Source organism: Alteromonas lipotrueae (assembly GCF_019249255.1).
Lineage (GTDB): Bacteria > Pseudomonadota > Gammaproteobacteria > Enterobacterales > Alteromonadaceae > Alteromonas > Alteromonas lipotrueae.
Genome location: NZ_JAESDJ010000001.1, coordinates 515827 through 539082 on the forward strand (window position 1 = coordinate 515827; position 23256 = coordinate 539082).

General features: G+C 43.9%; 20 protein-coding genes. 19 read left to right on the forward strand and 1 reads right to left on the reverse strand.

Features of this window, described 5'->3' with window-relative positions:
* Positions 1-4 precede the first annotated feature (4 nt).
* The 8 genes from aepY to KYS23_RS02205 all read left to right on the forward strand — a co-directional run bounded on the left by aepY (position 5) and on the right by KYS23_RS02205 (position 7939).
* On the forward strand, positions 5-1147 hold the full coding sequence (gene aepY / locus KYS23_RS02170; protein WP_218417984.1) for a phosphonopyruvate decarboxylase: 1143 nt from the start codon (positions 5-7) through the stop codon (positions 1145-1147).
* Positions 1137-2237, forward strand: a complete 1101-nt coding sequence (locus KYS23_RS02175; protein ID WP_218417985.1) for a phosphonoacetaldehyde reductase — start codon at positions 1137-1139, stop codon at positions 2235-2237. Before aepY ends, KYS23_RS02175 begins: the two co-directional genes overlap by 11 nt.
* Before the next feature lie 27 nt (positions 2238-2264).
* Complete coding sequence (locus KYS23_RS02180) at positions 2265-3206, forward strand: nucleoside-diphosphate sugar epimerase/dehydratase (protein ID WP_218395516.1); 942 nt, start codon at positions 2265-2267, stop codon at positions 3204-3206.
* 225 nt (positions 3207-3431) lie between these two features.
* Positions 3432-4154 carry a cytidylyltransferase domain-containing protein gene (locus tag KYS23_RS02185; protein ID WP_218417986.1) on the forward strand — a complete coding sequence of 241 codons (723 nt, stop codon included), beginning with the start codon at positions 3432-3434 and terminating at the stop codon, positions 4152-4154.
* Positions 4151-5218, forward strand: coding sequence for a polysaccharide pyruvyl transferase family protein (locus tag KYS23_RS02190; RefSeq protein ID WP_159529353.1), 1068 nt, complete (start codon positions 4151-4153; stop codon positions 5216-5218). Before KYS23_RS02185 ends, KYS23_RS02190 begins: the two co-directional genes overlap by 4 nt.
* On the forward strand, positions 5215-6204 hold the full coding sequence (locus KYS23_RS02195) for an N-acetylneuraminate synthase family protein (protein WP_159529355.1): 990 nt from the start codon (positions 5215-5217) through the stop codon (positions 6202-6204). Before KYS23_RS02190 ends, KYS23_RS02195 begins: the two co-directional genes overlap by 4 nt.
* Positions 6201-7133 carry a glycosyltransferase family protein gene (locus KYS23_RS02200; RefSeq protein ID WP_159529357.1) on the forward strand — a complete coding sequence of 311 codons (933 nt, stop codon included), beginning with the start codon at positions 6201-6203 and terminating at the stop codon, positions 7131-7133. Before KYS23_RS02195 ends, KYS23_RS02200 begins: the two co-directional genes overlap by 4 nt.
* A 35-nt stretch (positions 7134-7168) precedes the next feature.
* Positions 7169-7939 (forward strand): class I SAM-dependent methyltransferase, encoded by a 771-nt coding sequence (locus tag KYS23_RS02205; RefSeq protein WP_159529359.1) that lies wholly within the window; start codon positions 7169-7171, stop codon positions 7937-7939.
* A 19-nt stretch (positions 7940-7958) separates the two neighbouring features.
* On the opposite strand, the gene KYS23_RS02210 is transcribed toward KYS23_RS02205, so the two are convergent.
* Positions 7959-9002, reverse strand: coding sequence for a glycosyltransferase family 52 (locus KYS23_RS02210; protein WP_159529361.1), 1044 nt, complete (start codon positions 9000-9002; stop codon positions 7959-7961).
* A gap of 348 nt (positions 9003-9350) precedes the next feature.
* Here KYS23_RS02210 and KYS23_RS02215 point away from each other — a divergent pair, with 348 nt between their 5' ends.
* From KYS23_RS02215 to KYS23_RS02265, 11 genes are all read left to right on the forward strand, one after another.
* Positions 9351-10148 carry a flagellin gene (locus KYS23_RS02215; RefSeq protein ID WP_218395592.1) on the forward strand — a complete coding sequence of 266 codons (798 nt, stop codon included), beginning with the start codon at positions 9351-9353 and terminating at the stop codon, positions 10146-10148.
* Between the two features lie 155 nt (positions 10149-10303).
* The gene (locus KYS23_RS02220) at positions 10304-11755 is read left to right on the forward strand and encodes a sigma-54 dependent transcriptional regulator (RefSeq protein WP_159529363.1); all 1452 of its coding nucleotides are present in this window, start codon (positions 10304-10306) and stop codon (positions 11753-11755) included.
* 131 nt (positions 11756-11886) lie between these two features.
* Complete coding sequence (locus tag KYS23_RS02225) at positions 11887-13050, forward strand: sensor histidine kinase (protein ID WP_159529365.1); 1164 nt, start codon at positions 11887-11889, stop codon at positions 13048-13050.
* Between the two features lie 18 nt (positions 13051-13068).
* Positions 13069-14409, forward strand: a complete 1341-nt coding sequence (locus KYS23_RS02230; protein ID WP_013785108.1) for a sigma-54-dependent transcriptional regulator — start codon at positions 13069-13071, stop codon at positions 14407-14409.
* Between the two features lie 441 nt (positions 14410-14850).
* Positions 14851-15180 (forward strand): flagellar hook-basal body complex protein FliE, encoded by a 330-nt coding sequence (gene fliE, locus KYS23_RS02235; RefSeq protein WP_159529367.1) that lies wholly within the window; start codon positions 14851-14853, stop codon positions 15178-15180.
* A gap of 12 nt (positions 15181-15192) precedes the next feature.
* Complete coding sequence (fliF, locus tag KYS23_RS02240) at positions 15193-16887, forward strand: flagellar basal-body MS-ring/collar protein FliF (RefSeq protein WP_159529369.1); 1695 nt, start codon at positions 15193-15195, stop codon at positions 16885-16887.
* A gap of 13 nt (positions 16888-16900) precedes the next feature.
* Positions 16901-17941, forward strand: coding sequence for a flagellar motor switch protein FliG (gene fliG / locus KYS23_RS02245; RefSeq protein ID WP_013785105.1), 1041 nt, complete (start codon positions 16901-16903; stop codon positions 17939-17941).
* An 87-nt stretch (positions 17942-18028) separates the two neighbouring features.
* Positions 18029-18814 (forward strand): flagellar assembly protein FliH, encoded by a 786-nt coding sequence (fliH, locus tag KYS23_RS02250; protein WP_218417987.1) that lies wholly within the window; start codon positions 18029-18031, stop codon positions 18812-18814.
* Positions 18807-20141 (forward strand): flagellar protein export ATPase FliI, encoded by a 1335-nt coding sequence (fliI, locus tag KYS23_RS02255; RefSeq protein ID WP_159529373.1) that lies wholly within the window; start codon positions 18807-18809, stop codon positions 20139-20141. Before fliH ends, fliI begins: the two co-directional genes overlap by 8 nt.
* Before the next feature lie 6 nt (positions 20142-20147).
* Positions 20148-20594 carry a flagellar export protein FliJ gene (gene fliJ / locus KYS23_RS02260; RefSeq protein ID WP_013785102.1) on the forward strand — a complete coding sequence of 149 codons (447 nt, stop codon included), beginning with the start codon at positions 20148-20150 and terminating at the stop codon, positions 20592-20594.
* A gap of 268 nt (positions 20595-20862) precedes the next feature.
* The gene (locus KYS23_RS02265) at positions 20863-23139 is read left to right on the forward strand and encodes a flagellar hook-length control protein FliK (RefSeq protein ID WP_159529375.1); all 2277 of its coding nucleotides are present in this window, start codon (positions 20863-20865) and stop codon (positions 23137-23139) included.
* The last annotated feature ends 117 nt before the right edge of the window (positions 23140-23256 follow it).

Consider the following 23256-nt stretch of genomic DNA (forward strand, 5'->3'; position numbering starts at 1 on the left):
CACTATGGTATCCCCTGAATTGTTTTGTCACTTACTCGCCCAACATGGCTTGAGCAACTATTACGGTGTACCAGACTCGCTACTGAAAAATTTGTGTGCTTATATCGATTCTACGTTTGAATCTAACGCGCATGTGATTACCGCTAATGAGGGCAATGCTATTGGAATGGCGACAGGTCATTACTTAGGGGCAGGGCAACCCGCTGTCGTATATATGCAGAACTCTGGATTGGGAAACACGATAAATCCACTCACGTCACTTGCTGATCCAGAGGTTTACGGGATTCCAATGTTGATGGTGATTGGATGGCGAGGTGAGCCTAATGTTAAAGACGAACCACAGCATGTAAAACAAGGTCAAATAACGCAGCAGCAGTTGGATGTGCTAGGAGTCCCTTATATCACGATAGATTCGGGTTCGATTCTAGAAGATGCTTTGCCACCATTACTAGAAACCATGAAAACCAATACATGTCCTGTAGCCATTTTGGTTAGAAAAGACACCTTTTCAGCTACGGACTCGGCTAGCAGTAAGTCAGTTGAAAACCGATGTGAGATGAGCAGAGAGGAAGCCCTGTCTCTTTTGCTGGGAAACATGTCTGGTGCAGAGTTAATCATCTCAACCACTGGGAAAACATCAAGGGAATTGTTTGAAATTAGACAAACAAATAACCAAGATAATACAGATTTCCTTACCGTTGGTGGAATGGGACATACCTTATCCATTGCGATGGGAGTAGCCCGTGTAAAACCAAACCGTCAAGTGATAGCGCTTGATGGTGACGGTTCGATGCTAATGCACATGGGGGCACTAGCTATTGCTGGAGCAAGTAACCTTGACAACTTGATCCATGTGGTACTCAATAATCAATGCCATGACTCGGTGGGTGGGCAGCCTACTGTAGCTGGAGGTATTGACATAGAAAGCATTGCATTAGGATGCAAATACGACGCGTATTATTGTTGTGATGATAGTGACTCACTTACTGAAGCGTGGTCAAAGATTATTGCTGCAATGCCTCAATGTAAAGGTCCAATTTTGTTTGAAGTTAAAATTAAACAAGGTGCAAGAAGTGATTTGGGACGTCCTACGTCTACCCCCATCGAGAATAAATTAGCATTTATGCAGCACAGTCATGGCGAATGATATGAGTTTCATGCCGCCCATGCTAACTAAAGCCTTAAACGAGCGGTTAATTCAATCAGATGATTACTTATCTAGTGTGAGTAAACTGATAGAAGCCAACCATGAGGTTCTACTTGTTACAAGTCAGGGGTTTGTTAAGCGTGGTGTTGTGGATGCATTCAAAGCCAAACTGAAATGTGAACGTTTTCACGTGATTGATGATGTAACCCCTAATCCAGAGTTAACCTATATCGATGGACTTTATGCGCGATTTAAAACAAGTAAAGTCACTCATATTATCGCGCTAGGCGGTGGTAGCGTGTTAGACACCTCTAAAGTACTTCGGGTTATGTTGCAAACACAAAGCGGCGGCCTACACCAACTTATGGCTGCACGAAAAGCAGTGTCAAATTCTGTGGCGTTAATCGCCATCCCCACCACCTCGGGAACAGGGGCTGAAATCACCCCATTTGCTACAGTATGGGATACGGGTGATAAAAAGAAATATTCTATTGACCATGCTGAAAGCGATAAGGTTGTTTTAGATCCGAATTTAACGGTAGGATTACCGCCTTATGAAACCATGGTGACAGCATTAGATGCTTTGTCCCATGCTATCGAATCATTATGGAATGTAAGGCGGTCGAACACTTCTGAGCGCTATGCAGTGCAAGCCATAGCACTAATTTGTGAGCATTTGCGGCCCGTGCTTAAAAAACCTAAGAACATTGAAGGCCGAGCGGCTCTGCAATTCGCGGCATTTTTATCAGGTCTTGCGATTTCAGAAACTAAAACTGCACTTGCCCACGCAATCTCATATCCTTTGACCATTGAATTTAAGGTACCCCACGGTTTAGCCTGTAGTTTTACTTTGGCGGCAATGTTAAAGGTTGTAGGGGCAAACAGATTAAAGTTATCCCAAGACATGGTCGATAGGATAATTAATCTCTTGGATGCATTACGCCTCAACGACGAAATGAAGAAGTTTGCAGAATTACCGCAAATGCTTAAAGCTGTTGACCGCGAACTCGATCCTTCCCGGGCGGGTAATTTTACAACGGCAGTAACGCCAGATTTAGTTAAAGCCATCATTAAAGAGAGTTTGTCTTAACTACGAGAAAAATAGGCATTTTCGGCCATGAAAACAAAAACGCTATTATTTGGGGCAGGCGAAAGCTCAAAAACGTATATCTCTAATAATGAAACGTCCCGAGAGTTTATTGGTATTGTTGATAACGATAAACAGAAAGAAGGGTTACTTATCGAAGGCGTGCCAGTTATTAGCCCTGCCGCTATTGGACACTTAGTATTCGATGAAATAGTAATAACCACCCAGTGGGCAGTAGAAGTTGAAGCGCAGTTACTCAATGAACTCAATGTCCCGCATCAAAAAATCGTTGTGCCACCTAAAAGTCACTTAAAAAAACAAACTCCACCATTTTATAATGCCGCAAGCCGACAATTGGGTCGCAACATTATTAGCGAGCTATCTTCAATAGCCATAAATGAGAGTGTTCCTCTTGTGCTCGATTTTGGAACATTGCTGGGTATCATTCGAGACAAAGATATTATCGAGTGGGATGACGATATCGACTTTTCAATGCCCACACATTATTTCCAGAGTGTACTGAATGTTATCGAGGCATTTGTCGAAAATAACGTAAGTAACTTAACCTGGAAAGTCTCAAAAACCCTAGATAAAAAGAATAGAGGTATTGGTATTGTATTGGAGTTTGACGACCCCCTTAATAATCTAGCTCAGTTCAAAACAACGTTTAGTGCGCGAGAAGTCAAAGATGGTAAATCTATCCACCTTCCTAGCTTGGGGATGTGGTTTGCGCCAGAAAAGCATTTTAACGGTACGGCATTGGTCAACTGGAACACTTGCCAAGTTCAAACGCCAGTGCAATCCAGTGAATATTTAGCCTTTTTGTATGGTTCAGACTGGAATGTACCGAAGAAAAATATCACGTTTACGGATTATGCAAATACACAGGTTGTTGAATTTAGTGAGTTTAAAGACGCAGGATTAAGAGTGGAGTCGGACAAAAAAATAGATATGTCGCTTGTGTCAAAATAAAATTCTGTTTACCTTACCTGCCACCTCATCCGAAGCCCAAAATTCGTCCTCGCATTTAAAGCAAAAGAATTTTAAAAAGCTGTCGATATAATAAAACAATTGAACGCGTTTTAGGGGGGATGTATTCCAAAAGTCACTTTCATTTAGAAACGAACTTTACGAAGCCCTAAAGTTGCTGGCATAACTTTTGCTGAAGTCGATTATGAAAAATAAGGCGTCAAAAATATGAGAATACTGCCAGTCGTATTTGCTAGAGCCGACTCTAGCCGGCTTCCTGGAAAGGTATTATCGCCAATTTTAGGCAGTCATTCCGTCATTGATTGTATTATTACGCAAGTTCGCGCTCTGGCCTATGAAGAGAGTGCAATAGCAGAGCCAGTAATAGCCACATCAACTCGCTCTGTGGATGATAGTATTGCACGATATGGAGAAGGCAAGGGTGTGCAAGTTTATAGAGGCGCCTTGTCGCCCATGCTTAGGTTGTGTGAGTTAGCGAGTGCAAATGTGGATGCGTGGCTATGGCGGCTTAATGCTGATAGTCCGCTCATTTTATTCCCTCTCATTAAGCACATCGTTTCAAAATTGAGCGATATGGATGACGCCACGCAATTGATCACTAACTTGAATAAGAGGACATTCCCTTATGGGATCTCTTTAGAAATGTATTGTTCACGATGGCTACGTGAAATAGTTAACAGCAGCCATACAGAAGAAGAAAGAGAACATATTACGCCAATTTGTAAGAGGCTAAATAACGACAATATTTGTAACATCGAGGCCAATGATTTAAGCATTCCAGATTTTGACTCAACCGTACGCTTAACCATTGACTATGAAGAAGACGCCGACTTTTTTGGTTCGCTCTGGCTACATCCAGTATTTGATAGTACTGAGGTTGGAAGTATTGAGCGAATTACTATGGCATACAAAGAACGAATTAAATTATGAGATATAATATTTACCACATTTGTCCATTTGGACATGGCTTTAATATAGGTAACTTCCTGATTCAGCAGGCGGTTCGACGAATGGTGGAGCGACAATGTAACGGCGCGGTGAATTTCATTACCATACCTGCTGCGGGGTTTGGTGCAAAGTCAGGCCTAACCAAAAAAACAATATACGATATAAATCAAACGGCATCAGGCGTCATTATCGGTGGCGGCAACCTCTTTGAAAATGGCGAAATAGAATTTGATAAAGGGGCATTAAGAGCGCTGAGAAAGCCTATGATGGTTTACTCAACGTCTTACGGAAATATTTACGGTTCAGATTTATCGTATGTAAGGCGAACAGATGCAATCAATGACGGCGACTTGGTGACGCTGTTGGAGCATGCTGATGTCGTTCTCTCAAGAGATGCAGCAACGTATAATCATATCGAATCGCTCATGCGCCATCCCGATCATCTTGTCGGTGGGTGTCCTTCAGTCTACATTTCTGATTTAGCTAACAGAGAATTTTCAAAAGATGGTCAGCAAGAAGCGCGTTTCCCGTTGCTTGCGGTACGTAATCCCGATCAGATGAATATTCCCCTATCTCAAAAAATGAAGATGCACCATCTGTCAGAGCGGTGTCTTGATTTACTTGAATCACGAACCAATAAACCGGCGCGCGTACTGTGCAACGATCAAAGAGATATTGAATATGCTATGTCGTTTGGACGAGATATCCTATACACAAGCGACGTGTATGAATACTTCAATATTTTAAATAGCGTTGAAGCCGCTATCTCATTTCGTGTACATACAAGTCTACCGCTTTGGTCGCTTAGAAGACCTACTCTAAACCTTTCTTATGATGAACGTTCGGAAAGCCTGATTAACACACTGGGAATGGAAGCGTGCGACTTAAATATTATTGAGCGCCGAGAAACAATCTTCGAAGATTTAAAAAATCATGTTGAGAATATGCCAGAATCTGTCGCGATCCCCCCTTGTTGGGATACCCTTCATGATATTCAAGTCGAAGGAATCAATCGTTTCTTGACTAAATTGAGGCCGGTAAAATGAAAATAATTGCTGAAGCGGCCATGAATCACTTTGGTTCAGTTCCTTTGCTGTGGACCAATACAGAGGTTGCGTTAAATGCTGGTGCTGATTACGTAAAATTTCAACTAATACGCGATGAAACCCTATATGCCCCAGGTGATTACGAATATGGCACCTACGATATTGATGATGTTCGTTGGTTAAGGCACCACTCTCGAATTCCTCATGAACAATATAAAAGTATTGTAGAGCGTGCATCCACTAAAAGGGGATATCGCTGTGTTACATCAACCCCTTTCGATTTGTTATCGCTTGAAGAGCTTATCGAAACAGAACCTCCATTCATAAAGATTGCGAGCGGTGATAACAATTACAATGATCTTCTTGATGCTGCTGGATCCAGTGGCTTTCCAGTAATTCTCTCCACCGGTATGTCAACCATTGAGCAAATAGATCAATCGGTCGAACGGTTATTGAGTCATACTTCCAATATCGTTCTCATGCACTGTGTGGCGGAATACCCCCATGATTTGTCTAACGCCATGTTGGGCACTATTCCTTGGTTACAAAATCGATACGGTATTCCTATTGGTTTCTCTGACCACTCTGACGGTTACGCCGCCGCAGTTTTAGCGGCTTCTTTAGGGGTCGAATGGATAGAAAAGCATTTTTCATTATCACCCGCAAATGGCGGTCTTGATGTAAAGCACTCCCTAGACGGGGAAGCGCTCGCTGTGTTTTGTAAAATGGTAAAAGATACCCAAAGTGCGATGCAAAGTGTACGCTCAGAGCCAACTGAAGCGGAACTTTATACCGCAAAAAGAGCGCGCAGAGGACTTTACTTCAGGCACGCACTGCCTAAAGGTCACGTTATTACCAAAGAGGATATAGCTTATTTGCGTCCAGAAAGGGACTTTCCTCTGGAGTCATTAGATGTGGTTGTTGGTCAGACTCTGCTTACTGATGCCACTGCAGGTAAGCCTATAGACAAAACAGATATTAAATGAACATTGTTGCAAGCGTACTCATCGTTGCCGAAATAGGAAAAAATGTGGGGTGGGGCCATGTTGCTCGCGCTCAACTTTTGAGAGAAATACTTTCGCCTAAAATGGCTGTAACGTTAAAAGTCGTTAATCGAGAGCCGTGGGGTGATCCCTTGCTCGAAGATGAGTACGCGCTGCGCAATATTGTTGATGCCGATATCGTTTTTCTCGATGGATTATCTCTAAAGAAAGAAACTGAATGCTACGTAAGGGCGCCGAAGAAGATATCGCTGTCTTATATTTCAGATGTTAATGAAGATGTCGATTACGTTGTTGCACCTAGCTTAAATGGGATGACTGCACCAGCTCACTTTCTCACGGATTTGTCTGCTGTGCTATGCAACATCCCTTCGTCGAAATGGATGGAAAGTGCTTCGAAGCCTATCAAAGCCCGTAATACACGACTGATAGGTGTTTGTATGGGGGGAGGTGATGCAGATGGAGTGGCGCCTTCTATCGTTGATGCGTTAGCTGAGCAAGGATATGAGCCACTTGTTTATCCACCTCAGAAAAATAAATCGCTATCGCTTAACGAGTTTTTACACCGTAAGCTGAAAGATAAAGAATCGCAAGCTTTCTCCTATAGTGACCTAAAGGCGTGCAACGCAGTTATATGTCAAGGTGGTCTTAGTGCTGTTGAATTAGCGTTAATGGGAATGCCGACCGTGATTCGTCGGCGAACAAACTTTAGTGAGGCATATCGCTTTTTGTATTCATATGGGTGTGCACTGCCATCAACAGAAAATACTATTCCATCGCTGATAAATGCTATTGAGAAAATTGCCGATGACCCTCAATTGCGTCAGCGTATGTCGTTGGCGGGTAAATCGCTTAACACACACGTAGATAAATCGTTTTGGTTCTCGTTAACCAATAGACTGATGAGTAATTAATTATGAAAATATGCCGCTTCTGTCAGGGTAGTGATTTGAAAATTTGGACGGGTAATTATTATCGGTGTAATGACTGCCTGTATATTTGCACGGTACCTGTACCAACGCCAACTGAAATTAGTAACCATTACGCGCATTACCATGAAAAAAATCATCAGGCTTCGGAAGTAAAAAATAAGGCGCGCGCAGTATCTTACATACAAGAAGTGGATTGGATTAAAAGCCAAATTACCGATCCATTAGAAGGGCCTGTATTTGACTATGGTGCCTCTGGTGGCTACTTCCTAGATGCCTTGGTTGAACACGGTGGAATTAAAAACGTACGGGCCTTTGGAGATGACTTATCCATTGGCGCGGTAGAGACATTGACACAGAAAGGATATCACTTGAGTGTTGATAAAGTAGGAAAGGGGACGATGAACCTTGTCGTTCTGCGAGGAGTGTTAGAGCACTTGGTGGACTTTAGGGCGTTATTAAAACAGCTTACGGATTTAGTGTCAGAAGAGGGATATTTCTTTATCACTGCAACACCAGATTCGAGCTCTACGGTCGCCAATTTGTATCGGGATGAATGGGTTCAACATCATTATCCTAGCCATTTTCAACATTTTTCAGCGGCATTGGTTGATGAATTGTTTGCTGAGCTAAATTTTGTACTTGCTGATCATGTGGATCTCTATCGAGACTCTGTCTACCGTTCAGATCAGGACAATGAAAACTGGTTATCTTCCGTGCACAAACGAGATTCACAAAAGCGACACGCTTATTGGGGATCTATGATGACCAGGCTTTATAAACGCGCATAATTTCTGTTGTTTTGCAGCTTTATTTCAATAAATGTACTGGCAAGCGTTTTTCGTAATAGTCGTAAATAAGATTAATAAATTCTAAATCTGTTACATGACTGCTTCTCGAACGATTTTTTGCCAGTTTTTCGTTAAATCTATGTGCTGGTATTTTGAAAGCATGAACGTCTATCCCTTTCTGAAATTTAACAATATTCCAAAGCGACGTAGATAAAAAACCACACACTGTTTTAGGCGCGTGGGTTTGACTTATCAGGAAATTCTCGGCTGTTAGTTCAGTGTGTATAATCGTAATTTTTCCCGTTGCTGCAAGTGATTCGATCAAAGTATGATCTTCTCTCGGGTGTGGCAGGTAGAGCATTCGCTTACCTTTGAACTGGTCACAAATCTCATTTAAACATATTTCGTAATCGCTAGCGGTCATGTGATTTATTTTTACAAACGGTTGACCCAAAAAAAGAACGGAATCAGATTTCTGGTCATCATGGGTAAAACACAGTTGCTTCATCGGGTTGTTCACGACGTTAAAATAATCACAAGCTTCATAATCAAACACGGTAAAGAGGTCATATCTAACGGGCTTTAAGTTCCATAGACCATATTTTATTTTAACAGCTTCAATAGTGCGTTGCCTTTCAATGTTGCGGCTAACTGACATGTCATAATAGAGGCCATACCTCGTTAAACTGTGAATTGCTAATAATGTTCCAGTGCCATCATCCATGAGGATGGTCGAGGGATTTTGAAGAGAGTTGACGATATCCACAAAAATGTAGAGGCGTGCATCAGCAAAAAAGACAAAGTCTAAAGACTCTGCTTTCAAGGTATCTAAATGTTGAGCATATGCCTTAGTACCTTCTTCAATATCGTGATCATTACGAGTACAAAATATAGTTTTTGCATGGGGAGGCAAAAGTTGTTTTATCATTAACCGCCATTTAGGGTTGTGATCGCTTGCCACGATAAAAAAGGTACTTTGTTCAATATTAAACTCTGTTATTGCTTCTAGCGCATTAATAACATGTAGCGGAGTTTGAACTAAAAATAGGGCAGTGCGTGCCATCAGTATTTTACCTTTCGTATATTTATAGTGTGACTTAGAAGGTCTTTTCAGAACACGCTCGACGACTGATAAAAACCGCCAAAAAATCCTTCATTATTAACTATACAACTATCTGTGAACAGAATAATAATTATAGCGGCGTGGTGGTGTCCTACTTTTCATTACGAACGCCTTTATTTCCTGCACTTCTCGTGATTCATTGGCAAATATTTTATCAATAAATCCTAGGTAAAAGGCAGGTTTATAGAAAGTGATATCAAGGTATGTCGGTTTATACGCTTAACTGGTTAGATGTTGAGCAGTATCATGCTATAATACATCATGGAAAAGTTTAAAATGGTGGCAATTATGCAGGTAAATAACAGCAGCACATCATCCTTATTCAATCAAATTCAAGATAAACAGACTGATCTGTTTGAAAAGTTAGCGTCTGGCAAAAAGGTCAATAATGCTTCAGACGGCGCAGCGGCCCAGCAGATTATTGACCGTTTAACGTCTGAGGTTGAAGGCAATCGTCAGGCTGTGAACAACGTTTATGATGGCATTTCGTTAGCTCAAGTCGCTGAAGGCGGTTTAAGCAACATTAACGATGATGTAAATCGTATACGCGAGCTTACTATTCAGTCTGGTAACGGTGTGTTAAGCGACGGCGACCGTCAAGCGCTGCAATCTGAAATATCACAGCTTCAAGAGAATATCAGCTTTACCATTGAGCAAACCAATTTTGCCGGTAAACCTTTGTTGTCTGACAATGGCGCGTTGAGTTTTCAAGTTGGGGCGAATGGTGGCAACTCAGTTGATGTCAAAACCCAAGATATTGGTAGCCAACTATCTGACGTACTTTCTATCGATTTAACTTCTGGTAGCAGTATTGATGATGCGTTAAATGCTACCGACGAAGCGATTGAAATTTTAGGTGGCGCACGTGGCGATTTAGGTGCTACGCAAAATAGTTTGGCTAGTACTGCTCGAAATTTAACCCAATCCAATGTGAACACGGCAGAAGCACGTAGTCGAATTCAAGATTTAGATTACGCTCAAGCAAGCTCTCAACAAGCGGCAAATAATGTCCAAGGGCAAGCGGCTTTAACGGTTCAAGCCCAAGCGAATCAGCAGCAAGGGCAGGTTTTGGCACTGCTCAGTTAAACATTAAATTTGAGTGAGTTATTCGAAAGAAGCAGGGAAACCTGCTTTTTTTATTGCTACATTTCCGAAAACACCAGTTGCGCTGCGATCTTTTGTCGTTACAATTTACAAATGCGCTAAACTGTAAATAATAACAAAGCGTTCTCGGGGATTTGATGAAGGATATTTTGCTGGTTAGTGATAGCCAGGAACTAATTCATAGCTTAGAAACCATAGTCACCTTTTTGGGAGAGTCGTGTCAGTCACGAGGGCTTTCTGACTGTGAAAGTTACCTGAAAGAAAAGGGTGCAGATGCCGTACTTATTGAGTACGCGTCGTCGTCAGTGGTGAATTCACTGGTTGCTCGTTTTCCACACATACCATTCGTCGCCATTTTACATTCAAATGGTGAAGTGGCCGCTTCGTGCAATTTAGTCAGCGTGATCACCTTACCGCTTACTTACCCAGTACTTACGCAATCAATTCACCGATGCCAAGAATATAGCCGCAGAAAGCCGGGTAAAACCCGCGCTGGTGGCTCTAAAACCCGCCTGTTTAGAAGTTTGGTGGGCAAGAGCGATGAAATTCAGGTTGTGCGTCGTTTGGTAGAGCAAGTGGCTCCTACAGAGGCAACGGTGCTAATTTTGGGGGAGTCTGGTACGGGAAAAGAAGTGGTGGCACGTAATGTACACTTCTTGTCAGAACGTAAAGATGGCCCTTTTATTCCCGTTAACTGCGGTGCTATACCCGGCGAGCTTCTTGAAAGTGAATTGTTTGGTCACGAAAAAGGCGCCTTTACCGGTGCGATTAGTGCTCGAAAAGGCCGCTTTGAATTAGCTGAGGGTGGAACATTATTTCTAGATGAAATTGGCGACATGCCGTTGCAGATGCAAGTCAAACTGCTTCGGGTACTGCAAGAGCGTATTTACGAGCGAGTAGGTGGTAGCAAGCCTCAACAATGCAATGTTCGTATTATTGCGGCTACCCATCGTCATCTAGAAACTATGATCAAAGAAGATAAGTTTCGTGAAGATCTCTACTACCGCTTAAACGTGTTCCCTATCGATAGCCCTGCATTACGTCAACGAAAAGACGACATCCCGTTACTGCTGCAAGAACTCAACAGCCGTATTCAAGGGGATGGTGTAGATAGTGTGAGGTTCACTGAACGCGCAATAGAATCGTTAATGGAGCATAATTGGGCGGGTAATGTTCGTGAGCTATCGAATCTAGTTGAGCGCCTGAGTATACTTTATCCCGGTCAAATCGTTGATGTGGCCGACCTTCCAGAGAAATACCAGTACGGTGAAATTCAAGCGTACGAACCAGATTACCCCGAAGAATTGCTAGAGCGAGACGCGTTTAATGCGCTTTTTGCAGAATCAGCTTCGCAAGATCACTTTGATGAACCTGAGGAAGAGAACAGTTTACCTCTTTCTTCTTCGCTGCCTGAGGAAGGGGTTAATCTAAAAGAATACTTGTCTGAACTTGAAATTACCCTCATTCGCCAAGCCTTAGAGCAGCAAGAATGGGTCGTTGCTCGCGCTGCGGATAAGCTCGGAATGCGCAGAACCACCCTTGTTGAGAAAATGCGTAAGTACGATATTCAGCGTATGGAAGAAGTTTAACGTCAATTACCTGACGTTAAACTTCTTCCTTAATTTATCGTAACCATATGATAAATATAGTATAAAAACTGGCATGTCTTCTGCAAAGTAAAATCATATACACAAACCGTCTTTAAATTGACGAGAGCCATATGATTTTTGATAGCACACACGACAGCAGTACTTCGTCTTCTGAACAATTCACTTCATCTTATGATGTGCCTAGTGTCGAGCATGCGCTTGAGGCTACAACACCGTCGTATGTGAGTGAAGCAGAAGTGAGCTCACTTCGTCGCCAAGCCAGTCGTTTGGAAAACTTGCTTCAAGTCATGCCGGCAGGCGTCATCGTTATTGACGGCAAAGGGGTTGTACGTCAAGCCAATGACTTAGCTAAGGCATTGCTGGGTGAGCCGCTAGAAGAACAAATATGGCGTAGCATCATTGCTCGCTCATTTAATCCTCGTGCAGACGATGGTCATGAAGTGTCATTGGTAGATGGTCGTCGCGTTAAACTTTCTATAACGCCACTTGAAGACGAACCAGGGCAGCTGATTGTTATTACAGATTTGACGGAAACACGTCGGCTTCAAGCCAGTGTCAGCCATATGCAGCGTTTATCTTCATTAGGCAAAATGGTGGCATCCCTTGCGCATCAGATTCGAACGCCTTTATCCGCAGCGATGCTTTATGCCTCCAATTTAACGCGAAAAGATTTACCCCAGCATGCATCTGAGCAATTTGCTCGAAAGATGACAGACAGACTTAAAGAGTTAGAAAGCCAAGTTAATGACATGCTGTTGTTCGCCAAGTCTGGTGAACAACAAGTTGTGAATACCTTATCGCTTGCCAGCTTGCGAGAAGCAATTGAGCCTAATGCGCAAACCATCACTGCGCAGCAAGCACAGCAAATTGCTTTTAATGGCTTCGATTCAACGGATGCACTTATCACTGGGAATCTCACCGCGCTGCAAGGTGCTGTGCTGAACCTTATTCAAAATGCGAGTCAAGTTACGCCCAAGGGCTACACGGTTTCGATTAATGCAGTAGTACATGAAAATAGGGTGCTACTTTGCGTTAACGATAAGGGACCAGGTGTACCCAATACCCTAATCAATAAAATATTCGAGCCGTTCTTTACCACCAAAACCCATGGCACAGGGCTGGGGTTAGCCGTGGTGAAATCGGTAGCTAAAGCACATAACGGTTCGCTTAGCATGGTAAATCTTAATGAAGGAGGTGCTTGCTTCACGCTTGCATTGCCTTGTAACACTCAGGCTATCGGGCAACACAATAAGCCTCACTCAAATGTCGCTTAATTGCTAGGAGAATTAGAAATGTCTAAAACAACTATTCTTATCGTGGAAGACGATGCTGGATTACGCGAAGCGTTGTACGACACCCTATTACTAGGCGATTACGATGTTGTAGATGCCGACTGTGCCGAGGCTGCGTTAATGGTCTTAGCGGGTCGAAAGATAGACCTTGTGGTGAGTGACATCCAAATGGGTGAAATGAGCGGCCTTACTTTATTGAAAAGTATTAAGGCGAAATACCCTCAACTGCCTGTATTGTTAATGACAGCGTATGCCACCATCGATGATGCCGTGCAGGCCATGCGAGATGGGGCAACTGATTATCTGTCTAAGCCATTCGCACCTGAAGTGCTACTTAATCTTGTTGGGCGCTATGCACCTGCTCAAAAAGTAGAATCTTGCACGCCTATTGTGGCTGACCCTTCTAGTTTAAAACTACTCGAATTATCAAGAAAAGTGGCGAAGTCAGAAGCGACCGTGATGGTACTGGGTCCAAGTGGTTCTGGTAAGGAAGTACTTTCTCGCTATATACACGATCAGTCTACTCGCGCCGATGCGCCTTTTGTGGCAATTAACTGCGCCGCTATTCCTGAAAATATGCTTGAAGCTACCTTGTTCGGTTATGAAAAAGGCGCGTTTACCGGCGCGATTCAAGCGTGCCCAGGTAAATTTGAACAAGCCCAAGGCGGTACACTGCTATTAGATGAAATTACCGAAATGGATTTAGCACTTCAGGCGAAACTACTTCGTGTTATTCAAGAGCGTGAAGTAGAACGACTGGGTGGGCGCAAAACGATTAAACTAGATGTACGGGTGATTGCCACCAGTAACCGCGATTTACGTAAAGCGGTAGAGCTAGGAAACTTCCGAGAAGATTTATATTACCGCTTAAATGTTTTTCCTATCACATGGCGGCCACTTGCTGAGCGTCCAGGTGATATTGTACCGCTAGCTGAACACCTGATTAATCGTCACACTAGCGTACAAGGCTTAGGCAATGTTCGCCTCAGTGCCGCTGCACGAAATAAATTGGCGCAATACACTTGGCCAGGTAACGTGCGAGAGCTTGAAAATGTTATTCAGAGGGCACTCATACTGTGTGAAGACGGCAGTATAGAGTCTGGTGACTTAATGATTGATATGGCGGTGCATGACGAGATGGCAGTAAAGCAGGACGAGCCCGAAGATAATAGTCGTTTAGGCTCAGAGCTTCGCCAGCAAGAACATCAAATCATCCTCGATACACTTACCCTGTGTAACGGTAAGCGTAAAGATGTGGCAGAAAAACTCGGTATCAGCCCTCGAACCTTACGTTATAAATTGGCCCGAATGCGTGAAGATGGGATTGAATTACCTGCTTAACATATCAAACTAGCTTGGTAACAAAGAGGGGGCTTTTATTCTTTATTTTAGGCCCTTATTTTTTAGCGGGATATCTACTTTGCTGTAGTGTATCTTGCCTTGCCTTGCCTTGCCTTGCCTTGCCTTGCACTTGGTTGTGCGTCACGGTAACGTGCGGAGCGTTTTGCGCTGCTCCGAACTATTTTACATTGCGCATTTACACCACTTTACACCTATTCACTTTCTTGACGCTATTTCCCCCTCTCTGTCATAAAATTGGCTACTTCCTTAAAAAATTGCGTAAGTCATTGCTTTAAAATGGATTTTGTATGAATTTCAAAGTTGGCTTGCCACTTGCTAGTAGTCTTATAGTTATAAGTAGTTGTCTTATAGTTAAGTGTTAGTCATCAGAGCGCATTGTCATTAAACGACAATTCCCCATCAATATTCTAAGGAGTGGTTATGGACGTTAAAGCCAATAGTTTATACCAAGAAATGCAGAGCATGATTGGGCAAACTCGTATGCCTTCAAACGAACTTCAACCCTCAAATGAGATTAACCCCTCAGCGAGTGATTTTTCTACCATGCTTAAACAAGCGGTAGATGGGGTTAATGGCATGCAATTAGAATCTAAAGATGCACAACAGCGGTTTGAAATGGGTGACCAGTCATTGAGCCTCGCTGAAGTTATGCTTACAAAAGAGAAAGCAGGCATAGCCTTTGAGGCCACAGTTCAAGTACGAAATAAAGTGCTTGAAGCGTATAAAACCATTATGAACATGCCGGTGTAGTTGGAGTAAGTCATGGCTGAAGCAACAGGCACAAATTTAACCGTTAACGACCCTTCCATGGGGAACGATAACGAGCCTGAGAATAAATCAGGATTCATGGATACCTTAGGCAGTGCTGACATGATGCGCCAGATGGCGCTAGTGGTAGTGCTTGTTATTTGTGTCGCGATTGCAGTCTTTATATTAATTTGGGCGCAAGAGCCTGATTTTCGTCCGTTAGCAAAAATGGAAACCCAAGAGCTTATTGAAACCTTGGATTATATGGACGCCAATCAAATTGAATATCGTTTAGAGGGAAACACGGTATACGTTCGAAGTGACGAATTTCAAACTATACGCTTGGGTATGACACGTCAGGGCTTAACCGGCTCTTCTGATGCTGGTACCGATATTATCATGCAGGACATGGGATTCGGAGTAAGTCAGCGGGTAGAGATGGAACGCTTGAAACATGCCCGTGAACAACAAATAGCCGCCACTATTGAAGATATCTCAAGTATACAAAAAGCACGCGTTTTGTTGGCTATGCCAAAAGAGAACGTATTTGCTCGCCGAGAGAAAAAAGCCTCGGCTACGGTAGTACTTACCGCTAAGCGCGGCAAAGTGATTGCGGGAGAGGAAGTTGACTCAGTTATCGATATTGTGGCGTCAGCGGTACAAAACATGGAGCCATCTGCGGTAACGGTGACCGATAGCAATGGCCGATTACTAAATTCGGGTTCACAAGACTCGCTAAGTGCTCGAGCACGAAAAGAATATGAAATTGAAAGACAGCGCGAACAAGAATACCTAGAAAAAATTGACGCTATTCTTATTCCTGTTTTGGGAATTGGTAACTACACCGCGCAAGCGGATGTGAGTATGGACTTTACTGCACTAGAGCAAACTCAGCGTAGCTATAACCCCGATTTGCCAGCTGTTCGCAGCGAAATGATCAATGAACAAAATAGTGTGGGTGGTGGTGCCATGGGTATTCCCGGCGCGCTAACTAACCAACCGCCGTTAGACTCGAATATTCCTGAAAATCCAGAAGCAGGCGCACAAGCTACTTTGCCAGGAAGTACATCGAAAGTATCTACTCGTAACTACGAACTAGACACCACCATTAGCCATACCAAAAAACAAAGCGGCGTAATCCGCAGGTTAAGCGTATCGGTGGCGGTAGACTATCTTCAAGTTGCTGGTGAAGATGGTACTACGTCGGCAGAGCCTCGCAATCAAGAAGCGTTATTAAACATCCGCCGTTTACTACAAGGCGGTGTTGGATTTGATGTGACTCGTGGCGACTCGTTAGAAGTGGTCAGTGTTCCTTTCACCCGCATGGATGATGGTGTTATTGAAGAAGCGCCAATATGGGAACAGCCGGCATTTTTGCCTATACTTAAGTTAGTCATTGGTGGTTTAGTTATTATTGTGCTTATCATCTTTGTGATAAGACCCATGCTACGTCGCTTGATTAACCCTGACGAGTCGAAAGAAGCTGATGACTTTGATGCAGACGAAGGCCTAGATCTTGGTGACGAAACCATTAATATGCTGTCTACTGACTTCGATGAAGGTCAGGTAGGCTTTGCGGCAGATGGCTCACTAATGTTGCCAGATTTACATAAAGATGAAGACGTATTAAAAGCGGTTCGTGCACTGGTTGCGAACGAACCTGAATTGTCAGCCCAAGTTGTTAAGGGCTGGCTGATGCAAGATGAGTAAGTGAGAGCGTATTATGGCTGAAGAACTTGCCACTACTGAAGAAGCGTCCTATGACGTCAGTAAGCTAGAAGGGGTTGAAAAAGCCGCTATTTTGCTTCTGAGTTTGTCTGAAGAAGACGCTGCACAAATATTAAAACATCTTGAGCCAAAGCAAGTTCAAAAGCTGGGCTCTGAGATGGCAAAAGTGGATGATATGACACAGACAAAAATTACGTCTGTGCATAAACACTTTATTGAAGAGATTCAAAACTACAGTACCATTGGCTTCCAGAGCCAAGACTTTGTTAAGCGAGCGCTCACCGCTGCATTAGGTGAAGATAAAGCGGCTAACTTAATTGACCAAATTCTGATGGGAAGTGGGGCGAAAGGCCTAGATTCATTGAAGTGGATGGACTCGAAGCAGGTGGCCAGTATCATTCGAAACGAGCACCCTCAGATTCAAACCATTGTATTGTCGTACTTAGAGCCAGAGCAGAGTGCCGAAATATTGGCGCAGTTCCCAGAAAAAGTGCGCCTAGACTTGTTAATGCGTATTGCTAACCTTGAAGAAGTTCAGCCTGCTGCACTGCAAGAGCTTAACGAAATCATGGAGAAACAGTTCGCCGGTCAAGCGGGTACGCAAGCGGCTAAAATGGGCGGCCTGAAATCTGCTGCAAATATCATGAACTACCTTGATACCGCTATTGAAGGTCAGTTGATGGATGCCATCCGTGAACAAGATGAAGAGATGAGCCAGCAAATTCAAGATCTTATGTTTGTCTTCGACAATTTAGTCGATGTAGACGACAAAGGCATTCAAGCTATCTTGCGTGAAGTGCAACAAGATGCACTGCTTAAGTCAATTAAAGGCGCCGATGAAGAGCTTAAGAACAAGATTATGAAAAACATGTCGAAGCGTGCGGCAGAAATGCTTAACGACGACCTTGAAGCCCTGGGGCCTGTACGTATATCTGAAGTTGAAACCGCACAGAAAGAAATTCTCTCTGTTGCCAGAAGACTGTCCGATTCAGGTGAAATTATGCTGGGCGGTGGAGGCGGTGAAGAGTTCTTATAACCCTTCATTATTTATTCGCCATTGTGGTTAAAATAGGCCTTTGCGTTAATTTTCCAAAGGCCTCATAAACGTTACCTGGGTAGATTGATGTCATCAAATAAAGGCTTCAGCGACGACGAATTAAATGATGCAAAACCTTGGGATTTGCCCTTCGTTGAACAGCCCGAAAAGCCACAAGATAAAGACAAAACCAATGCGTTAAATTTCCGTTCAGATTGGAAATACGAGCCTCCAGAAGAGGAAGAAGCTGAAATTCTTCCGCCTACCGCACAAGAAATCGAAGCGATTAGACAAGCTGCTCACGACGAAGGCTACGGACAAGGCAAAGCCCAAGGTTTCGAAGAAGGAAAAGCCGAAGGTATAGACGTTGGGCTTAATGAAGGTCGTGAGTCTGGTCATGCTGAGGGACTTGAGCAAGGATTAGATGAAGGTAAGGGGCTAATTTCTTCGCAAGTTGAAGTCTGGCAGCAACTTATTGAAAAGCTTCATACGCCATTATCACAAGCCAACGACGAAACCCGTGACCAATTAGTAAAGCTTGCAGTTACCCTTGCTAAATCGGTGATTAAAACCGAAATCACGTCGAATCATCAAGTGATTTTACAAGCCCTTAGCGAAGGAATGAAAGCCCTGCCGGTAAATCAAACACGGTATCAAATTCATATGCATCCTGATGATATAGCGCTAGTAACTGAACATTATTCGGAAGCAACGTTGAAAGAGAAAGAGTGGCAATTCATTGAAGCGCCTACCATGGAGCGCGGTGGCTGTGACATTGCGACTGAACAAAACGCCGTAGATGTTTCCATAGAACGCCGCTGTCGCGACGTAATCGATAAGTTCATGGTGAATCAGGGTTTATCAGATGAGTAGCCCTTGGCATGCACATTTTGATAGTTTGCAGAAACAAGTGTCATCGCCGCCTATTGTGGCCGCAGGCAAACTGGTCAGAGGCATAGGCCTTACACTTGAAGCTGTTGGGTGCCAATTACCCGTAGGTAGCCAGTGTCTTGTGCAAACCATTGAAGGCGAAATTGAAGCTGAAGTGGTGGGGTTTGGTGCCGATATCACCTATCTTATGCCTACCGAAGCAGTACGGGGCATCGTACCAGGAAGTCGGGTAATGCCACTAAACCGCCAAAGTGGTCTTGCTGTTGGCATGGGGCTGTTGGGTCGTGTGGTTGATGGAAACGGTAACCCTTTAGACGGGCTTGGCGAAATTCAAACTGAAACCCGCGTACCTACTACGCGGCCTCCTATTAACCCCTTAATTCGCCGCGCTATTACCCAACCTATGGATGTGGGTGTTCGCGCCATTAATGCACTGAATACCGTTGGGGTAGGCCAACGTATGGGGCTCTTTGCAGGCAGTGGCGTGGGGAAAAGTGTTTTACTCGGTATGATGACCCGGGGCTGCGAAGCCGATGTGGTTGTGGTTGGCTTGGTGGGAGAACGGGGTCGAGAAGTAAAAGAATTTATCCACGATATCTTAACCGAAGAAGAGCGTGCCCGTGCGGTAGTGGTAGCAGCGCCTGCTGATACTTCACCGTTAATGCGCTTAAAGGGCTGCGAAACGGCAGTTACCATTGCTGAATACTTTCGCGATCAAGGTTTAAAAGTATTACTGCTTATCGACTCTCTTACTCGTTATGCCATGGCCCAACGTGAAATTGCATTAGCAGTAGGTGAACCACCCGCAACAAAAGGCTATCCGCCTTCGGTATTTGCCAGGTTACCCGCATTGGTAGAAAGGGCTGGTAACGGTAGCGAGAAACAAGGGTCTATTACCGCATTTTATACAGTACTTACCGAAGGTGACGATTTACAAGATCCAATCGCCGATGCCGCAAGGGCGATTTTAGATGGTCACGTTGTGTTATCGCGAACGCTCGCTGATAGCGGTCATTACCCCGCCATCGATATTGAAGCATCTATTAGCCGTGTAATGCCTATGGTGGTCAGCGATGAACATCAACAAATGGCACGCAGAGTAAGACAAGTTTATTCGAACTATAAACAAAACCAAGACCTCATTTCTATTGGTGCCTATGCAAAAGGTTCAGATCCTCGCATCGATTTAGCCATTCGTGCAGAGCCTGCAATCAATGCGTTCTTGCAACAAGGAATGAAAAATGTGTTGCCTTATGATGAGTGCCTTGAAGGCATGGCTGCATTAGCGAAAGGCTTAGGGCAAGGGTAATCAATTATGTCTAAACAACTAGAGCGTCTGGCTGAGTTTGAACGAGAAAGAGAGCAGCGCATTGCGCAAATGTTCCAACAAGCGCAGCAAAATGTGATGCAGCAGAAACAAAAGCTGACAAGCCTTGAGCAATATAGAATTGATTACTTAAAAGGCATTCAGCAAACGGGAAAAGCGGGTGTTACTGCTACCCATTATCAACAGCATTTATCGTTTGTAGGCAAATTAGATAAAGCCTGCGAGCAGCAAATGAATGTGATAGCACAGGCTAATATGGCAGCCGATCAACGCAAGCAACTTTGGCTAAAGCAGCAGCAAAAAGTGAAAGCGGTAGAGTTGCTTCTTAATAAACGCCATTTAGCTAAAGTGGCAAAAGAAGCGAGGGCAGAGCAAGCCATGATGGACGAATTTGCCACACAGAAATTTTTTAGAAGCGGAAAAACATTCTTCTAGGCAGTTTATCCAATTTGCTACTTACCCCAAGTCGTTCAATCCTTTCGATTTTTTAAATATCTCGTCGGTTAACCTCCACAATGGAACACTCTTTGCAAACTCACTACTAATTAACGTGTTTATACGCCTAACTTGAATACCGATACGGGAACTTTTATTAGCTAAGTATCGGCCTGCAGCCCACGGACACAGGGGGTGTAGAGATAAAACGATTCAATCTGGGTTTTCATGGTTCTGACTTTCAAAGTCTTAGCAGGACGGTAAAAATATGATGCAACAAGTTGCCGCACAAAAAACAGACATTGCCGCGTTGCCTTTTTCGGCCTCATCAACGGCAAAAGCCGTAGAAGCAGGTATGGGTTCAGAAGATTCATCGCAGAATAATAAAGCGTTTGAAGCGGCTTATATCCAAGCAAAAGAATCGAGTACAAAGTCTCTCGAGGCCCAGAACAAAAGTCATTCCACGCGACACACCAGCGCATCGGTGAACAACAGTACAAACCCTGCTATTGATAAGAAATCCGCTGATAGACATTCTCCCGACCCAGAGAGGGGGAATGTTGATTTACCTCCGGTGAAAGATGATGAAACACAAGCACGAAATGGTGATCAAACAGACAAAAAAGCCCAAGAAGGCGAGTTAACATCACCTGACGAAGGCACGGATGAATTAATCATTGCCGATGCACAGTCACGTCGAATCGACACTGACGCAAAGAAAGATGGCTCACTCCTTATTGATGATAAAGGTACAGGCAAAGAGGACAGCCAAAATGGCGGCGACAACAAAAAAGACTTCTTTGGCGGCCATATTGATTTACCACCAGAAGAGTTAACAAGTATTGGAAACGGGGATAGCGAAAGCCCCACAGATTGGATTGAGTATGTCACATCCATGATGGGCGCGTCTGGCGATGACACCGTTACTTCAGATGCAGAGGCTACCGCAATTACTGATGATTTATTAGACGCAGGCGAGATAGAGGATGCCGAATTAGCCGCGAAGCAATTAGCACAAGCTTTGCTAGCGGGTGATGAATTGGCGGGCGAGGATGTATTAAGTGCGTTGGCGTCTAATAACGGTAGTAACGAAAGCGATGCAGTAGTAACCGGTGCATTAACCTCGAAGAATCTTCCGGAGGATGTTGATACAAGCTCTGCAACAGAAATAACCGCTTATTTAATGAACTTGCTAGAGAATCAAGCCGGTGATGAACTTGGTCAAGATGCAGGCGAAGGGCTTAGTAGTGAAACCTTAGAAGCAATAAAAGCACTCACTGCGGCCTTATTGGCTAAAGCAAATGAAAACACTGCACCGAGCGAAGTCGATACGGGGCAGTCTGAAAAAGTCGACCCCTTAGCTAACCTGCTTGCGCAGTTTTTGGGTGATGCTAGCGAAAATGAAGACGAAAGTTCTGATGCTCAGACGCAAATTTCAGAGCAAGATCTATTAGCCGAACAAGAAGCAAATGAACAAGCCTTGAGTGCCGATGAGGCGTTAGTATTAAGTCTTCTTCAAGAGCAAATTACTGCGCAAACTGACACCAAAGAAGCACTAAATGCAGCGCTAGCTAACGGTGTTTCAAGCCAATCTACTGCAACAACGCAAACGAATAGCAACCCTGTCGATACAGTCTCCACAGAAGCTAGCGATATACTTACCGATAGCCAAGGTGAGTCTTTATTGCAGTCAATTGCGATGATGTCACCAGAAAGTGCACAAAAGGCGGCTGAAGCATTTGCCGAGCGCGTAGCGGCATCTTTACCTACTGCGACAACCGCAGCCCAACAACAAGCGGTTAAGTCTAACTTGATTGCTGGTATTAATGAGTTTCAGCAACAAGTCGCTCAAGGACGGGAGCCTGGGATAGATCTTTCGGCACTTGTGGCCGATGCGGCTTCTGAAGCGGGGTTAACACAAACGCAAATGCAGAATGTAGCGGGGCAAACTGACGTACTAGCAGGGCAGTTTATGCAATTGGTAAACGGTACCCAACAAAGCGCTCATCAAGTACTGCAAAGTGAACTCGTTAGCATTGACTCTCTCATGAATGAAAGTAATCAAGTTCGTGCGGAGTCAACCAAGACCCAGCTTCAATTTGATGGCGCTGACAAACCCGTCAATATTTTAAAGCCCGAAGGTCAGCAACAATTGCATGAGAAAATTCGCTGGATGGTGAATGCGCGAAACAGTATGGCAGAAATTAGGCTCGACCCACCTGAACTGGGCAGTATGCAGGTACGAGTGAATGTATCTGGCGATGCAGCCAGTGTGAGCTTCATTGTGCAGTCGCAGCACGCTAAAGATGCACTAGCCGATGCCATGCCTAGGCTAAAAGATATGCTAGCAGAGCAAGGCATCAATTTAGGTGAATCAGAAGTACGTAAAGATAACTCGTCACAAAATGGTGATGGAAGTGGCCAGCAACTTGCAGGTAACGGTGTACCTAGCCAAGATATCGACGGTGAGTTCGACGAGGGTTCCACGGTGATAGAGCAGTCTGTCACAAGGGAAGCGAAAGGCGGTATAGACTATTACGCTTAGTAGGTTGATAGCGAAGGCAAAGACTTAAGTAGGGTTGATGTACAATTGCGCTATCTGCTATAAGAACTGCAAATTTATGCAGGCTTACGTTGCCATTTTCGTCGTAAGCCTGATAAT

Bases quoted from the DNA above. Each gene is read 5' to 3' on its own strand.
- KYS23_RS02265 (WP_159529375.1), top strand. From the start codon at position 20,863: ATGATGCAACAAGTTGCCGCACAAAAAACAGACATTGCCGCGTTGCCT.
- KYS23_RS02220 (WP_159529363.1), top strand. From the start codon at position 10,304: ATGAAGGATATTTTGCTGGTTAGTGATAGCCAGGAACTAATTCATAGC.
- fliG (WP_013785105.1), top strand. From the start codon at position 16,901: ATGGCTGAAGAACTTGCCACTACTGAAGAAGCGTCCTATGACGTCAGT.
- aepY (WP_218417984.1), top strand. From the start codon at position 5: ATGGTATCCCCTGAATTGTTTTGTCACTTACTCGCCCAACATGGCTTG.
- fliI (WP_159529373.1), top strand. From the start codon at position 18,807: ATGAGTAGCCCTTGGCATGCACATTTTGATAGTTTGCAGAAACAAGTG.
- KYS23_RS02215 (WP_218395592.1), top strand. From the start codon at position 9,351: ATGCAGGTAAATAACAGCAGCACATCATCCTTATTCAATCAAATTCAA.
- KYS23_RS02230 (WP_013785108.1), top strand. From the start codon at position 13,069: ATGTCTAAAACAACTATTCTTATCGTGGAAGACGATGCTGGATTACGC.
- KYS23_RS02180 (WP_218395516.1), top strand. From the start codon at position 2,265: ATGAAAACAAAAACGCTATTATTTGGGGCAGGCGAAAGCTCAAAAACG.
- KYS23_RS02175 (WP_218417985.1), top strand. From the start codon at position 1,137: ATGGCGAATGATATGAGTTTCATGCCGCCCATGCTAACTAAAGCCTTA.
- fliE (WP_159529367.1), top strand. From the start codon at position 14,851: ATGGACGTTAAAGCCAATAGTTTATACCAAGAAATGCAGAGCATGATT.
- fliH (WP_218417987.1), top strand. From the start codon at position 18,029: ATGTCATCAAATAAAGGCTTCAGCGACGACGAATTAAATGATGCAAAA.
- KYS23_RS02185 (WP_218417986.1), top strand. From the start codon at position 3,432: ATGAGAATACTGCCAGTCGTATTTGCTAGAGCCGACTCTAGCCGGCTT.
- KYS23_RS02195 (WP_159529355.1), top strand. From the start codon at position 5,215: ATGAAAATAATTGCTGAAGCGGCCATGAATCACTTTGGTTCAGTTCCT.
- fliJ (WP_013785102.1), top strand. From the start codon at position 20,148: ATGTCTAAACAACTAGAGCGTCTGGCTGAGTTTGAACGAGAAAGAGAG.
- KYS23_RS02225 (WP_159529365.1), top strand. From the start codon at position 11,887: ATGATTTTTGATAGCACACACGACAGCAGTACTTCGTCTTCTGAACAA.
- KYS23_RS02190 (WP_159529353.1), top strand. From the start codon at position 4,151: ATGAGATATAATATTTACCACATTTGTCCATTTGGACATGGCTTTAAT.
- KYS23_RS02200 (WP_159529357.1), top strand. From the start codon at position 6,201: ATGAACATTGTTGCAAGCGTACTCATCGTTGCCGAAATAGGAAAAAAT.
- KYS23_RS02210 (WP_159529361.1), bottom strand. From the start codon at position 9,002: ATGGCACGCACTGCCCTATTTTTAGTTCAAACTCCGCTACATGTTATT.
- fliF (WP_159529369.1), top strand. From the start codon at position 15,193: ATGGCTGAAGCAACAGGCACAAATTTAACCGTTAACGACCCTTCCATG.